The sequence below is a fragment of the Prevotella sp. HUN102 genome (assembly GCF_000688375.1).
Taxonomy (GTDB): Bacteria; Bacteroidota; Bacteroidia; order Bacteroidales; family Bacteroidaceae; genus Prevotella.
In genome coordinates this window covers 1,970,361-1,987,009 of sequence record NZ_JIAF01000004.1, presented here as the reverse complement: position 1 = coordinate 1,987,009, position 16,649 = coordinate 1,970,361, and the positions used below count along the sequence as shown (strand labels likewise).

Annotated in this window: 10 protein-coding genes and 1 pseudogene; 8 read left to right on the top strand and 3 right to left on the bottom strand. The window is 46.4% G+C overall.

Annotated features, from left to right (window positions below):
- Positions 1-54: 54 nt before the first annotated feature.
- The gene (locus P150_RS0113830; RefSeq protein ID WP_028898208.1) at positions 55-489 is read right to left on the bottom strand and encodes a DUF6078 family protein; all 435 of its coding nucleotides are present in this window, start codon (positions 487-489) and stop codon (positions 55-57) included.
- A 159-nt stretch (positions 490-648) separates the two neighbouring features.
- On the opposite strand from P150_RS0113830, the gene P150_RS0113825 reads away from it, so the two are divergent.
- The 6 genes from P150_RS0113825 (at position 649) to P150_RS0113795 (ending at position 12,371) form a co-directional block, all read left to right on the top strand.
- Entirely contained in the window at positions 649-2,622 is a 1,974-nt protein-coding gene (locus tag P150_RS0113825) for an ABC-F family ATP-binding cassette domain-containing protein (protein WP_028898207.1), read from the top strand.
- Between the two features lie 185 nt (positions 2,623-2,807).
- Positions 2,808-4,841 carry a M13 family metallopeptidase gene (locus tag P150_RS0113820; RefSeq protein WP_028898206.1) on the top strand — a complete coding sequence of 678 codons (2,034 nt, stop codon included), beginning with the start codon at positions 2,808-2,810 and terminating at the stop codon, positions 4,839-4,841.
- A gap of 258 nt (positions 4,842-5,099) precedes the next feature.
- A complete protein-coding gene (metA, locus tag P150_RS0113815) occupies positions 5,100-6,017 on the top strand; it encodes a homoserine O-succinyltransferase (protein WP_028898205.1) in 918 nt (305 codons plus the stop codon).
- Positions 6,018-6,148: 131 nt separating this feature from the next.
- Positions 6,149-8,074, top strand: coding sequence for a U32 family peptidase (locus P150_RS0113810; RefSeq protein WP_028898204.1), 1,926 nt, complete (start codon positions 6,149-6,151; stop codon positions 8,072-8,074).
- Between the two features lie 98 nt (positions 8,075-8,172).
- Entirely contained in the window at positions 8,173-9,213 is a 1,041-nt protein-coding gene (locus P150_RS0113805; protein ID WP_155953053.1) for a zinc ribbon domain-containing protein, read from the top strand.
- A gap of 665 nt (positions 9,214-9,878) precedes the next feature.
- Entirely contained in the window at positions 9,879-12,371 is a 2,493-nt protein-coding gene (locus P150_RS0113795; RefSeq protein WP_028898201.1) for a TonB-dependent receptor, read from the top strand.
- Positions 12,372-12,471: 100 nt separating this feature from the next.
- Here P150_RS0113795 and P150_RS17715 read toward each other — a convergent pair whose 3' ends face one another.
- Positions 12,472-12,618, bottom strand: a complete 147-nt coding sequence (locus P150_RS17715) for a hypothetical protein (protein ID WP_155953022.1) — start codon at positions 12,616-12,618, stop codon at positions 12,472-12,474.
- Positions 12,619-13,012: 394 nt separating this feature from the next.
- On the opposite strand from P150_RS17715, the pseudogene P150_RS16595 reads away from it, so the two are divergent.
- Positions 13,013-13,950, top strand: a pseudogene (locus tag P150_RS16595) (IS30 family transposase).
- Positions 13,951-14,157: 207 nt separating this feature from the next.
- Positions 14,158-15,789, top strand: a complete 1,632-nt coding sequence (locus P150_RS0113775) for a tetratricopeptide repeat protein (RefSeq protein ID WP_028898199.1) — start codon at positions 14,158-14,160, stop codon at positions 15,787-15,789.
- Positions 15,790-16,050: 261 nt separating this feature from the next.
- Here the strand turns inward: P150_RS0113775 and P150_RS0113770 are convergent, their stop codons facing one another.
- Complete coding sequence (locus tag P150_RS0113770; protein WP_028898198.1) at positions 16,051-16,497, bottom strand: YhcH/YjgK/YiaL family protein; 447 nt, start codon at positions 16,495-16,497, stop codon at positions 16,051-16,053.
- Positions 16,498-16,649: the final 152 nt, after the last annotated feature.

Below are 16,649 nucleotides of genomic sequence, written 5' to 3'. Positions count from 1 at the left end.
TTGGTTTACCAGCCCGTGGTAATCGGTTTACCACGCCTTGGTAATCTTTTATCCTCAGTCATCATAGAACCGATAAGCGTCTTTATAGCCGTCAAACTCAATATTTTCATCGTATCCGTATTCCTTGAACAGGTTCCTTATCCACGACTGCTGCTCGGGCATAAGCATTCTTTCGCCGTGCAGATAGCGGTAGTACGACCCGTTTCCTCCGAGATATTGCGAAATATAGGCACGCAGTTCGGGGGCGTGCCGTGCCTTGACCTCGCGATAGATCGTAGAGAAACCCATTGCAACGCGTACGATTTCTATGCTCTTGAAGCAAGGGCATTTCTTGGTTTTCAGCACTTTCGGTGTTACGGCATTTGCCGAATAGCAGTTGTCGGGCAGGATGGTTGCAGCCTTGTATCGCAGGCATTTGTCCTTTTGTCTGCATTCCTCGAGGAAGCATATTTCCCATCCGATTGGCAGATCTTCGTATTTTAATTCCATAGATGATAGGTTTTCTGTTGATGCAAAGTTACGAAATTATTAGTTTGTAGTCCTAAAAGAGAGGCATCTTTTATTGTGATATTTGACATTCCGCAGTTTGGAGTATCCATAGTTTGGAATAAATTCGTAACTTTGCACGGTATATATGCAATAGAAAGAATGATAGCAGTAGAAGGATTGAAAGTGGAGTTCGGCGTGAAGCCGTTGTTTCAGGACGTGTCATTTGTTGTGAACGACCGGGACAGGATAGCCCTCGTGGGCAAGAACGGTGCAGGAAAATCCACAATGCTAAAGATACTCTGCGGAATGCAGACGCCTACGGGGGGAGTGGTGGCCGTACCGAACGACACCACGCTCGGATATTTGCCGCAGGTAATGAAGCTCTCGGATGACACCACCGTGAAGGAAGAAACCAGAAAGGCTTTCTCGGGTAATACGGAAATGGAGGCTCGGCTGGAGAAAATGCAACAGGAAATGGCTGAGAGGACTGACTATGAGAGTGAAAGCTATGCACGGCTCGTGGAGAAGTTCACGCAAGAGCACGAACGATATATGATGCTCGGAGGCGAGAACTACGAGGCGGAGATTGAGCGCACGCTCACGGGACTCGGCTTTCTGCGCTCCGACTTTGACAGACCCACGAAGGAGTTTTCCGGTGGTTGGCGTATGCGTATCGAACTGGCGAAGATTCTGCTGCGCCGTCCTGACGTTCTTCTGCTCGATGAGCCTACCAACCACTTGGACATTGAGTCCATACAGTGGTTGGAACAGTTTTTGGCGCAGAGTGCAAAGGCTGTTGTGCTCGTTTCGCACGACCGTGCTTTCATCAATAACGTAACGAACCGTACACTCGAGATAACCTGTGGACGGGTGGAAGACTATAAGGTAAAATACGACGAGTATCTCGTATTGCGCAAGGAACGCCGTGAGCAGCAGCTCCGTGCGTATGAGAATCAGCAGAAGGAGATTGCAGATATCAGAGCATTCATTGAGAGGTTCCGCTATCAGGCCTCAAAAGCCGTGCAGGTGCAGCAGCGTGTGAAGCAACTGGAGAAGATAGTGCTCATAGAGGTCGATGAGGTGGATAACTCTGCAATGCGACTGAAGTTTCCTCCCTGCCTTCGTTCGGGCGATTATCCTGTGATTACGGAGGATTTGAGAAAGGATTACGATGCGCACACGGTGTTTGCCAACGTGGACCTTACCATAAAACGAGGCGAGAAAGTGGCGTTCGTGGGCAAGAACGGCGAGGGCAAGTCCACGCTCGTGAAGTGTATTATGGGCGAGATATCTTACGACGGCAACCTGAAGGTAGGGCATAATATTCAGATTGGCTATTTTGCACAGAATCAGGCACAGTTGCTCGACGAGGAACTGACCATCTTCCAAACCATAGACGAGGTGGCAAAGGGCGATATGCGATTGCGAATCAACGATCTGCTCGGCGCATTTATGTTCGGAGGAGAAACGTCGGAGAAGAAAGTGAAAGTGCTGTCGGGCGGCGAACGCTCACGCCTTGCAATGATAAAACTCCTGCTCGAGCCTGTGAATCTGCTGATACTCGACGAGCCGACGAACCACTTGGATATGGCTTCTAAGGAAGTGCTGAAAGAAGCTATCAGGGCATTCGACGGCACGGCCATCATCGTTTCTCACGACCGTGAGTTCCTCGACGGACTGGTAAGCAAGGTTTATGAGTTCGGAGGAGGAAAGGTGCGTGAGCATTTAGGTGGTATCTACGATTATCTGAGGGCGCATAATCTGGACAAGGACACACTCTCGCTGACGCTCCCGAGCAGGGGAGAAACTGCAAAGAGCGACAATGCCTCAACTGTAAAGAGCGGCAAGGAGGGAACGCCTGCACGGAAAGAAGATTCTGTCGGTGCGCTGTCCTACGCCGAGCGCAAGGAACAGCAGAAGAAGATAAAGAAAGCGCAGCGTGCCGTTGAGGAATCGGAGAAGAAAATAGCCCAGATGGAAGAGCGTAAGAGCGAACTCGACAATCTCCTGATGAATCCGGAGAATGCAAGCGATATGAAACTCGTAACCGAATACACCGAGTTGCAGAAAGGATTGGATGAAGAGAATGAACGATGGATGGAACTGTCCGAAGAACTGGAAGCTCTGTTGTAAATACATATTCCGTCTTTTTCTGCTCGTCTTCCCTAATGGCAGAGTCTGTTTGCAGATGCGAGGAAATAAATTTGAAATAAAAGTATCGAATTAAATATCATAGGACTTGAACCCGGTAGAGTTTTCTATTTACCTTTTATATATTATAGGGAGTGGGGACAGTCTTTTTACTAAATCTTTAAAATATGAAAATCAAATCTATCTTACCAATGATGATGATTGCTTCAGCTCCATTGGCTGGTATGGCACAGAACCAACCGGGCGTGAAGGCTGAGAATCTCGACAAGTCGGTGCGTGCAGCTGATGATTTCTATCAGTTTGCTACGGGCGGTTGGCAGAAGAACAATCCTCTGCCGGGTGCATTCTCTCGCTTTGGGTCGTTCGACCAGTTGCAAGAGGACAACAACAAGCGTATCAATACGATTCTAAATGAATTGTTGAAAAAGAAAACCAAGGAAGGAACTGTTGAGCAGAAACTGGGCAACTTCTACAAGTTGGCAATGGATTCAGTACGTCGCAACAAAGAAGGCGTGGCACCGGTAATGCCTTTGCTCAACGAGATGGAGGCTGCAAAGACCTTGAACGACCTTCGTGCCGTGCAGGTTAAGTATGCCTTGTTCGGTTACGGCATTCCTATGAGCTATGGTTTCGATGCCGATGAAAAGAATGCAAAGATGAATATCTTCATTGTCTATCAGAGTGGTCTGACGCTCGGACAGAAGGATTACTATCTGGATAACGATAAGGCTACGAGGGATATTCGCAATGCTTACAAGCAGCATATCGTGAATATGTTCAAACTCTTCGGTTTCTCTCAGGAAGAAGCAGCGAAGAAACGCGACGCCATCATTCGCTTTGAAACTGCTTTGGCTCTCGTATCGAAGAGCCGTACGGAGCTTCGCAACTCAGAGGCAAACTACAATAAGATGACTTTGGCCGACTTCAAGGAGAAATATCCGAACATCGAATTGGAGAAATTTGCCAATGCGGAAGGTATCAAGAGCGAATTTATTCAGGAAATGGTCGTAGGTCAGCCGGCATTCTTGGCAGGTCTTGACAAACTTACCGAGACGGAAACTGCCGATGAACTCCGTGCCCGTATGGAATGGAATGCCATCTGTGGTGCAGTAAACTATCTTAGCGATGATGTCCGTGCCGAATACTTCGATTTCTTCAGCAAGACTATGCGTGGAACGAAGGAAGACTATCCACGTTGGAAAATTGCAACATCACAGGTTGAGAGCCAGATGGGCGAAGCATTGGGCAAGATTTACTGCGAACGCTACTTCCCTGCAAGCAGCAAACAGCGTATGGAGGAACTTATCAAGAATCTTCAGGTGAGCCTTGCTGAGCGCATCAATGCACAGGAATGGATGAGCGAGACTACCAAGAAAGCTGGTCTTGACAAACTTTCTACCTTCTATGTTAAGGTTGGTTATCCGAACAAGTGGAAGGATTTGAGCAATCTCAACATTGATCCAGCAAAGTCATATTATGAAAATGTGATGAACTGCCGTAAGTTCTGGAGCAACGTCAGCGTTCAGGAACGTGCCGGTAAGCCGGTAGACAAGGACGAATGGCATATGAATCCACAGACCGTGAATGCTTACTATAATCCTACTACCAACGAGATATGCTTCCCGGCAGGTATTCTTCAGTATCCATTCTTCGATCCGAAGGCCGACGACGCATTTAACTACGGTGCCATCGGTGTTGTTATCGGGCACGAAATGACGCACGGGTTCGATGACCGCGGCCGAAACTATGACAAGGATGGTAATATGAAGAACTGGTGGACTGAGGAAGATGCAGCCAAGTTCAAGGCACTGACAAACCCATTTGCCGATTTCTTCAGCAACATTAACGTCTTGCCTGACCTGAAGGGTAACGGTCGTCTCACACTGGGAGAGAATCTTGCAGACCACGGAGGTCTGATGGTTGCATTCAATGCCTTGAAGAATGCAAGCAAGGGTAAGAAGGCTAAGAACTTGCTTGGCTTCACTCCCGAGCAGCGTTTCTTCCTTGCCTATGCAGGTGTATGGGCGGCAAACATCACGGAAGCCGAAATTCGCAACCGTACAAAGAGCGATCCTCACGCATTGGGCGTATGGCGTGTGAACGGTGCTTTGCCACATATTCAGGCTTGGTACGACGCATTCGGCGTAAAACCGTCCGACAAGCTCTTCTTGCCTGAATCACAGCGTTTGAATCTCTGGTAAAATAGATTCTTGCGGAATGAAGAAACAAAGAAGAGACAACGCTCTTCAACCTTTCTTTTTGCATTAATCAGACAATCTGAAACCCTATAAAAGGAGTATGCCCATTGAAGTTTGGCATACTCCTTTACTTTTAGTATATACTTTTTCATAATTCTGTATTTTATTTATTATCTTTGCAATGTTCAGCAAAAGATTGTATGTGCAGGCATACAAATACCTATTTATACATACGGAACATTTGAAAATTAATTAAGAAAGATGCCTTTAAGACTACCAGACGGGCTTCCGGCCATAGACATACTTAAACAGGAGAATATCTTTGTGATGGACGATTCGCGTGCACATACGCAGGATATCCGTCCGCTTCGCATTGTGATTCTCAACCTTATGCCGTTGAAGATTACTACGGAGACGGATTTGGTGCGCCTGCTGTCGAACACACCTCTTCAAATGGAAATCAGTTTTATGAAGTTGCGCAGCCATACACCGAAGAATACACCGATAGAACATATGATGATGTTCTATAAGGACTTCGAGAAAATTCGGGAAGAGAAGTTCGATGGTATGATTGTTACAGGTGCGCCAGTCGAAACAATGGAATTTGAAGAAGTGGGATACTGGGCCGAGATAAAGGAAATCTTCGACTGGGCACGGACGCACGTAACCTCAACGCTCTATATATGTTGGGCAGCGCAGGCCGGTCTCTATCATTTCTACGATGTTCCGAAGTATCCATTAAACAAGAAAATGTTCGGTATCTTCCCAACAAATCCTTTGATTAAGGACATCTCCATCTTCCGTGGATTCGACGATGTATTCTATATGCCGCAGAGTCGCCATACGGAAGTGCAGAGAAAGGATATTGAAGACAAGTCCGGGCTGACCATCATTGCCGAATCGCCCGAAAGCGACGTGTCCATCGTGATGGCACGAGAGGGAAGAGAGTTCTTTATTACGGGTCATTTGGAGTATGCTCCCGACACTTTGGACAACGAATACCGTCGCGATTTGGGCAAACGGGACGATGTTGAGCTTCCCAAATATTATTATAAGGACGATAATCCGGCATTAGGACCGTTGGTAACGTGGAGAGCTCACGCCAACTTGTTGTTTTCAAACTGGATAAACTATTACGTTTATCAGACTACTCCGTTCAATATTGATGAGATAGGATAGACTGTTTTGCAATGATAGCAGTAATAAAGCAGATTTAATTATTAGAATACAGGTATTTGAAGAACAAGAATACGTGAAACATTCTACCTTGAAGTAGTTTCTCCGTCTACTTGTTCAACTAAACAAATAATATGCAGACAATAGAATTATTGGCACCGGCCAAAAACTTGGAATGTGGTATTGCAGCAATAGACCACGGTGCTGATGCCGTTTATATTGGTGCGGCAAAGTTTGGCGCACGCCAGTCTGCGGGCAATAGTGTTGAGGATATAAAGGCATTATGCGATTATGCACACCAGTTCGGGGCTACGGTACACGTAACTGTCAATACGATAATATACGACGATGAACTGGAGGATATGCTTCAGCTCATCAAGCAGTTGGAAGAAGCACGTGTTGATGCACTCCTCATACAGGATATGGGTTTGCTCAGAGCCGTGAAAGAGCGTCTGAACACGAAGGTTGCCCTTCATTCGAGCACACAGTGCGACAGCCGAACGATAGGCAAGGTAAAATGGTTGCAGTCGTTGGGATTCGAGCGTGTGGTTCTGGCCCGCGAACTGTCTGCAAAGGAAATCTCGACCATACACGAAGCTGTCCCGGAATTAGAGCTTGAAGCCTTCGTACACGGGGCATTATGTGTCAGTTATAGTGGCATCTGCTATGCTTCGCAGCATTGTTTCGACCGTTCGGCCAATCGTGGTGCGTGTGCGCAGTTCTGCCGTATGGCATTCGACCTGAAAGATTCAGACGGAACGACAATAGAGAAACAGCGTTATCTGTTGTCTCTGAAAGATATGTGCCAGATAGACAATCTCGAAACCTTGATGCGTTCCGGTGCCTGTGCGTTCAAGATAGAAGGACGATTGAAGGATATAAACTATGTGAAGAACGTTGTCTCTGCATACAGTCAGCGACTGAACGACATCATTGCGAAGCATCCGAATGAATTCAGGCGTGCATCACAGGGTAGGGTGGAGTATTACTTTACGCCCGACCTGAACAAGACTTTCAATCGTGGCTACACGAACTACTTTATGAACGGCCGCCAGCAGAATATCTTCTCTCCAAACACGCCGAAAGCATTAGGCGAATATGTTGGAAAAGTGAAGGAGATTCGCAGGGATTCGTTCAATGTTTCCAGTACATCGACTTTTGCAAACGGCGATGGCCTGTGTTTCATCAACCATCAGGCTACCAATGAAGGCAGAAAAGAAATACTGGAGGGCTTCCGTGTGAACAGAGCCGTAGGGAACAGGCTCTATCCGTTCAAGATGCCGCAGGGACTGAAACCGGGAACGGCACTTTACAGAAACCAAGATCAGGCTTTCGAGAAAGAATTGAGTGGAAAGAGTGCTGAAAGAAGAGTACAGGTGTCGATGAAATTCGGACTTACAGAAGATGGATTCTCGCTGAAGATGGCATTGCCAAACACGGATAAGGAAGCAACGGCAACGATAGCGTTTGCCCATCAGGAAGCACAGAAACCACAACGTGATAATATTGTCAGACAACTGACAAAGTTTGGCAATACCATCTATACCTGCGATAATGTAGAACTTGAGGAAGGAGCAGATAAGTTGTTTGTTCCCAGTAGTGTACTTGCCGAATTGAGAAGAAATGTTGTAGAACGATTTTCCAAACTTTCTTTGGTCAGCAAGGCGATTATTTCGCCTGTGAAAGTTGCAAAACCAACGGAAACGAAGCGGCATTTCACTTACGTTAATCCCTCGCAATACGAGAAATTTCCTTATCTTTATAACATTTCTAATCACGAAGCTCGTTCTTTCTACGAGGAACAGGGCTTGGATAATATGCAGCCCGCCTATGAATGTTCCGACATGAAAGCAGGGAACAGGCAGAAATCTGCTGCCAGCGACCCTGCCATTCTGATGCAATGCCGCCATTGCATACGCTATTCTCTCGGCTATTGCGTGATTCACGGCGGCAGAAAACCAACTTGGAAAGAACCGTTGTTCCTCGAATTGGGCGACAAGAAACGCTTCAAGTTGGAGTTTGACTGCAAGAATTGTCAGATGAATATTTACTCAGTATAATTTTTTGAAGCGATATGAAGAAAAAGTCAGCTAACAATCCATCATCGTCCACACGCAGGTTCAGTTCTGTGTTTGTGGTTATAGCCTTTGTTCTTGCAATGGTTACAGATGGCTGTTACCATAAGAAGACCCCATCTTCATTCCATCTTCCCGACAGTATTCAGGAAGCGCAGATTTCCAAACGCCTTCTCTCTAATCACGATTCTCTGATAGAAGAGGCAAAGACGGTGCGTTCAGAATGGCACGGAGGCACGAATCCCATAGATTCTTTCAATTTCCGTGTGAGGCACCACTATTCGCAAGGATTCAACTTCGTGGTGCGCACGGATACTCTGATGCTGATTCGGCAGCAACCCGAGGAAACCGTCAATAAACTGGAGATAGATTCTTTCCCCGTTATTCAGGGAAAATCAATGGCCGTGGCCGATATTCGCATCGTACCCAACGACAGTATAGATTCTGTTTGGGTGCAGTTGGCAACAGAAGATTTCGCTTTTGGATGGATTCAGGAAGGCAGGTTGCTGAAAAATGTTGATCCCGACGACCCTATTTCGCAGTTCATTTCTATGTTCTCCAATTCCCATTTGCTGATATTCCTTGTTGTGATTTCCCTGATAGCAGTGGGCTATCTGATGCGGAAGATACACCGGAGGAATGCAAATATCGTGCATTGGAACGACATCAATTCATTCTATCCAACGCTCTTGGCACTCATTGTAGCCCTTTCGGCAGCTTTCTATGCGAGCATTCAGCTCTTTGCTCCCGAAACTTGGCGTGAGTTCTATTTCCACCCGTCGCTCAATCCCTTCTCGCAACCCTTATTGCTGAACATATTTCTTGTGTTGGTGTGGGGAATGTTGATAATCGGAATCGCCGCATTGGATGATGTCCGACGTCTGTTGAAGTCGGGCGATGCCGTGCTCTACCTGAGCGGACTGGCTGCCGTCTGCGCTGTAAACTATATTGTCTTTTCTATTCTCACATTATATTATATAGGTTATCTGCTTCTGATAGTCTATATTTACTATGCCGTCAGAGTTTGGTATCGCAAGCACAGCGACACTTACGAATGTGGAAACTGTGGTGCCCGTCTGCACAGAAAGGGAAGATGTCCGCATTGCGGCGTAATCAATGAATAGGTTCAGGCAAAATCTGAATGTGTTTTTCTGTGAATAATCTTGACAAAAGCCTCTCCATAATTCGCATATTCTGGACAAAATATTTTTATTTTTCAAATATGCGAGTTATGCGTGTGCATACCTAAACCGTTAAGTATGAGCCTTCTATGTATGAATGAAATACTTTTGTGCATTAAAAGTCCCTGTGATTGTTCGTATTATGAACAATAAATCGGAATAAATAGCCTTGTTTTTTGCCTTTTTCTTCGTACTTTCGCAATGTGTTCTTGCGATGATTGGTTTGCATTCTTCGCAAGAACGCAGAACGGTCTTCGGACTTTTACAACTGAAAATGCCGAAATCCCAATTCCATTGTTCGTATCAGGGGCTGAAAAAACCTAAATGACGAGAAAATAAAGGTGGGTTTTAAGGGCATTTATCTTTACAATACAAACGGCAAGTTTCCTTATTTCCTTGCCCCCTCGTCCTCTCGTTCCCTCGTCTTCTCGTTCCCTCGTCTTCTCGTTTCCTTGTCCTCTTGTTTTCTCGTCCCTTCGTCCTCTCGTAAAATTCGCAAAAGGCTGATAAAAAGGTTTTCCTAATAAATAAGGATTGTCTTGTCTGCATATTTTATGTACCTTTGCATTCACATTAAGACAGATTGATGAATTGAGATTTTATTTGTGATGAACAAGAGATTATTATATTTAGGTATTTTATGTACTGCTTTGTTACCAGCCACGGCTAATGCGACTGATAATGATGAGCTGAACGACACATCCAGAGTTTACGATATTGAAGAAGTCTTCGTTATCGAACAGCCGAAGGAGGCGTTCCGATTGCGCCAGCAGCCCTTGAGCAGCCTTTCATTCAATGGAGGACAACTGAAGGGACTGAACGTTCAGGACCTCCGTCAGCTTTCGGCATTCGTGCCTTCGTTTGCAATGCCCGAATACGGAAGCCGGCTTACTTCGTCGATGTATGTTCGCGGCATTGGTTCGCGCATCAACTCTCCTGCTGTGGGCATCTATGTAGACGGAATGCCGATTCAGAACAAGAGTGCCTTCAACTTTCACATCTATGGCATTGAGCGCGTCGATGTGCTGAACGGTCCGCAGGGCACGCTCTACGGAATGAACACCGAAGGAGGATTGATTCGTATTTACAGCAAGAATCCGTTTGAATATCAGGGTACTGACGTGAAATTGTCAGTCGGGAATAAATTCTGGCGCAAGGCGGAAGTGGGGCATTATGCACGGCTTAATGATAAGGCGGCATTCTCCTTGTCGGCTTTTTACGACGGTCAGAACGGCTTTTTCCGCAATCAGTTCAATGGCAAGCGTGCCGATGCGTTCGATGAGTTTGGCGGAAAGGGACGCTTTCTGTGGAATCCCGGCGAGCGTCTGAGCCTCAGTCTCACAGCAGACTATCAGTATGTACGCCAGAACGGTTTCCCATACGGACAGATTGTAACCGAAGAGCAGATTGCCGATGCCCCCATTACTTCTCCTTATTATGGACTGAAGGCAGGCACGCAGCATCCCAGTCAGAACAGGCAGAGCAACTACCGCAGGAATATGCTGAACACCGGTCTGGGAATCAGCTACAAGGGCGATGGATACCTGCTCAGTTCTATGACCTCGTGGCAGTTTCTGAAAGATTATATGCTGATGGATATGGACTATCTGCCAAGGGATTTTATGCACTTGGAGCAGCGTCAGCACCAGAACGCCCTCACGGAAGAACTCTCAATCAAGAGCAAGAACACGGGCAACTGGCAGTGGACATTCGGCGCATTCGGCTCTTATGAATGGCTGAAGACACAGGCTCCGGTCTTTTTCGAAGGGGATATGAATGCGTTTCTCTCAAGGATGATTACCGGTTATGCCTACAACGGAATGCTGAACTCTATGGCAAAGCGCATTGCGCAGCCAATGATAAAGAACGGAATGCCTGAAAGCGAAGCGATGGCAGCGGCGAAGAAGATTGCGGCAGAGAACATAAAGCGTGCCGGCGGCTGCACAATCAATATGATGATGGAACCGATTCCGGGGCTTTTCCATACGCCGACTTTTAATTTCGGGGTATATCACGAGAGCAACATCAATCTCACCGAACGTTTGAGAGCCACTCTGGGTCTGCGCTACGACTATTCCCACGTGGCGATAGACTATGAAACATCGGCACGCGTGCTGATGGACGAGAATGTGATGGGCGTGAGCCTGAAGCCGACAATCACTTCCACGCTTGCGCGCCGCCACAGCAACCATTTCGGACAGTTGCTCCCGAAAGTAGGTATGACCTATCGCTTTGATAACGGCGGCAACGTCTACGCCACTTGGTCGAAGGGCTATCGTGCCGGCGGCTACAACTTTCAGATGTTCTCCGACATATTGCAGAGCGAAATCTCGGCAGCGGCCAATACTGCCCGTGGGGACTACGACATTCCTCACGACGACGCCTACTACGATAAGATAGCAAGGACGATTGAGTACAAGCCCGAAACGAGCTGGAACTACGAGGTGGGTGCTCATCTTAATCTGATGGGCGGACAGATGAAACTCGACGCTGCTGCCTATTATATGCAGATTCGCAACCAGCAGTTGTCTGTAATGTCGGGCAACTATGGCTTTGGCAGAATGATGACCAATGCCGGTCGCAGCCATTCCTGTGGATTGGAAGCCACATTGCGCGGAAAGGCACTGGCCGACAAGCTGAACTATGCCTTGAGCTACGGCTTCACAAGTGCCCGTTTCGACGAATATGCTGACTCCACCTCAACAGGACGCATTGACTATAACGACAACAAGGTGCCGTTTGTGCCGCAGCACACGCTCTCGGCAAATGCCGATTATCGGATAGACGTAGACCCGGCAGCCCTGCTCGATCCTTCCAACAAGTTCCGTCTGCGCTCCGTTACCGTTGGCTTGAACCTCGCCGGACAGGGTAAAACCTATTGGGACGAGGCGAACAGCATCGGACAGAACTTCTATGCAACGCTCGGCGCGCACGCAGATGCCGACTTCGGACCTTTGAACATCAATCTCTGGGTGCGCAACCTCACGGACACCCGATACGATACGTTCGCAGTTCAGAGTGCCGCAACAGGGACAAGATACACCTTTGCCCAATTGGGGAATCCATTCCAGATAGGTGTAGACCTTTCATTCCATTTCTGAGAAATAGACTTTAAATAATAACTGTTAGAATTTGATTTGGCCACTCTGCTCCGTTGAGGAGTGGAGTGGTTTTTTCTTTAAGAATGGGCGTGAAATATTTTTACAGAAACAGACTTCCGAAAGAATCGGGCGCATATTCGTGATACGCCTCTCCGGAGCCTCTGCCGTCCATAGTCTTTTTCGTGTTTGAAATGGGAAATGCCGCACGTTTCCGCCCCTTTCCTTTTCCTTTCAAATCCAGTTTCATTCCGACTTTTCGTTATCTTGCAAGAGTTTGATAATCAGTTAGTTGTGAAATCTACTTTGGATCTTGAAAAAGGTATATACTTTTTGCCCCAAAAGTATATACTTTCCATCAAAAAAGTATATACCTTTTAATGAAAAAGTATATACTTTTCTGGAGAAAGGAATATAGGGACAAAATAAAGGCATTACAGCAAAGCCCGAAACCCAAGATTGTGCACTTGAAGATTCCAAATCGAAGTGCAAAAAAGAGTAGCCCTCGCCGAGAGATGCAGACGTTCTCGAAGCGTAGCGAGAGGTTGTCTGCATCTCTCGGCGAGGAAAAAGCAACAACCGGCAATACAAATTAAAAAAGGGAGACCGAAGTCTCCCCAGGATTAACTAACTTTGTATTGTAAATGTATCATCAATTAATCTCGGAGCAAAGGTCGCAAATTTTCGCCTTACTTCAAAAGAAAATCGCAAGAAAAGAAATTGCCGCCATCGTCGGCATCAGTCAGGCAACACTCTCACGTGAAATCAAACGCAACAGCACGCCCTCGGGAAAGTATATCTGGACGAAGGCGCACGACATGGCCATGCAGCGCAGAGAGAGAACGGGGACGAACTCCAAGCTCTCCGACGAATTGGTCTGGAGAATCAAGGAATATATCGTTAATGACCAATGGTCTCCAAGACAAATATCGGGGTATCTGCGTGTGAATGATGGGATAAGGGTGTCCCATCAGTCCATCTACAACATCATCCACGATGACCCGACAGGGAAACTTGCCGGGCACACAAGACACAAGATGAAATACAGGCATCACCCAAAGGGGGGCATCTTCCTGTCAAGGACAGGGTGCGCATCCATGAGAGAAACAAGGAAGTGGACGGGAAGAGATTTGGAGACTTTGAGATGGACCTGATCGTCGACCCTGCCCAGCGCGCCATACTCACACTGGTGGAGAAACCCACCAATATGTTGCTTATGCGGAAACTGCCATTTGGGAAGCAGTCGAAGCCTCTGGCAAAAGCAGTCAGGAGACTGCTGCTGCCATACAAGGACAGACTGAAGACCATTACCACTGACAACGGACCTGAGTTTGCCGCACATAAGGATATCACGAAATGGTTGGGCGTGCCTGTGTACTTTGCAGATCCATATTGTTCATGGCAAAAGGGAGCCATTGAGAATACAAACAAGTTAATCAGGCAATATATCCCTAAAAAGGATTCCTTTGAGAACTATACGGACAAGAGGATTATGGCCATACAGAAGAAATTGAATGAAAGACCAAGGGAAAAATTAAACTTTTCCACACCAAAGTGCGAGTTCTTCAAATATGTGTTGTAATTTTGCACTTGCTGGTTGACTCTACACACTTGAAAATTCTGGTAGATTTCCCGATAATAAAGCACATTTTATTTGCATAATTCAAATATAATATCTAATTTTACATTGTACTTTTTTCTTTACAAATTTAGACTGAAGAGGAGAGATGTACATAAAGAACTCATTGGCTTATATTCCGTATTTACGAAAACATTAATTTTATCTATTATGAAAAGTATCAGATTCATTCTTGCAACGGTTCTGTTAGCTATGCTTCCGTTGATTAGTTTTGCCCAGAAGGACACATACTTTTATACAAAGGCTCTGGAATCCTTCCAGTATGATGATTACAAGACGGCACAGGCCTATGCCGTGCGCGAGCTGAAGGTGCATCCGAAAAATGCGTATGCGTGGCTGCTCAACGCCCTTTGCAATGCAATTAATAATGGGGAAGAAGGCAGTTCGCTCTCTGCTCTCGACAATGCCATCAGGTTTATGCCCGCCACGGATACGGATGGATTGTTGGGATGCTATCAGACGAAAATAAAGCTCTATGAGGATATAGACGCCGAAAAGATTCCCGCTATCTACGAAGAGGCATTGAAGCGTCTGCCAAAGAGCATCAAACTTCTGGCCAAGCGTGCAGAGTATTATGCGGAGCAGGACAAATACGGTCTGGCAAGGAAAGACTATGAGCGCGTTCTCAATTTGGATGCCTATAATGCCGGAGCGATGGTAAGTATGGGACACCTTTATCTTGCGGAGGAAAATTATCCGGAAGCACTGGGATGGTACAGGCGTGCAACGGAGTCTGACTCGTTGAACGCTGAAGCGAAATACGGCAATGTACAAGCATATTATGCTATGGAGGATTACGGCAAGGCCATCGACGCCATCCTTGACCTTGAAATTGAAGAGGGAGAATTGATGAATTCATATCTTTACAAGATGGCCGATACCATCAGCACGAAGGATTTGGTGGAGCAGAAAATCAAGGCACGCGAGGTCGCGGAACCTTCTAACCCGAGATGGCCGAAGCTCTTGGCAGAGGTCTACACATATCAGGAGAACTATGCCGCAGCATTGAAAGCCTACGAGAAAATCTATGAACAGAAACCGTCTGCTAGGAATGCTGCACTGATAAGTGCGCAGCATTTCAGTCTGAATAGATATGATGATGCTGTCCGTTGGATGAACAAGGCTATGGAATTGGCAAAGGATTCTGCGGATGCTTCTGAAATGCCTGTTGATTATTATCTAAGTCAGCGGGCAAATATCTATCTGGACAAGGGCGACTACGACCTCGCTGTCAGAGATTACACCACTTTGCTGAAACGTGCTTACGATGACGAAACCACTCGGCTTGGTCGTGGATACGCCTATGTTTTGCAGGGAAAGTACAAGGAAGCTATGGACGATTTCAATGCAGCTATTGGAAACAGTGCAGAAACCGGAGAAACCTTAGATCCAAACCTGTATCTTTTCCGTGGATGGCTGACTCTAAAGGACGGAAAGATTGTTGAGGCTAAGGGCGATTTCAGAAAGGCGGTTGAAGCCGACAGCGTAGGTACGCCATACAAGGCTACCTTCATTTCGCAGCATTTCCTCGGCATCGACAAAACGGCTGTGGTATCTGCCGAGAGAAGTGTGTCAGAGAACGATGGGGCTATGAATTGTTTCGACGTGGCGTGCCTCTATGCGCTGATGGACGACAAGGCTATGGCTGTCCGCAAGTTGGAAATCGCCATCGACAAAAATTTCAACAGTTGGCCGCTTCTCCACAATCATCCTTGGATGGAAAACCTGAAGGGATATGCCGACTATGAAAAGCTCCTGAAGGCACATCCGATTGTGAAATAATCCAAAGTTCGGGTTTATTCCCGAACTTTAGGATAAGTTTATAAGTTTACGAGTTTACAAGGGAACAAGTTTACGAGTAGATAAGTTTACAAGGGAAGAAGGAGAACAAGTTTACAAGTGGGCAAGTTAATACAAAAATAAGGATCCGAAGTTAATTACCTTTTATTCAAGACGATAATCCAGAGTTAAGTCTTGAGGATATGATGAATCGGCAAATCTACTTGTAAACTCGTCCCCCTCGTTCCCTTGTCCCCTTGCCACTCATACCAATACCTTTACAATCAGTTTTCTTTGTCTGCCTTTGCCGATGAGTGGTGCGTGCGCATCTTCCGGAAAGAACATAATGAATTGTCCGGGCTTCACTGGCACATATACCTCTGCCTGCTGACGATAGAAAGCAAAGTCCTTTTCCTCAGAATATGGAACGTCGGCTTCTCCAAGGTTAGCCAATGCCGACCATCCGAATGTTTCTTCCAGAACGAGTGGTATCTGCACATCAATATATCTGCGATGTACCTCCAACACTTGTTCTTCCTTCCTCTTCAGCTCCACTTCATCAAGATTGATGAACAGCTTCTCGCCATCCAACACAATCCTTCCTGCCGCCACGTCCCTGAAATCGTGGCTCGCAACATACTCGAATACCTCCTTCATACGTGGATGAAGGCAGTAATATCTTTTCACTTCCCTTAAATCTCCGATAATCATAGTTACGTGAATTCAAAATTTTGCAAGTGCTTTCAAAATGGTTATATAGCGAGAATCGTTGTAAATTTTATAGTGATTATCTCACAAAGGTTCATAAGCAACAATCTCCATATTTGCCGAGGCAAAGTTACGGAAATGTTTTGTACGACAGA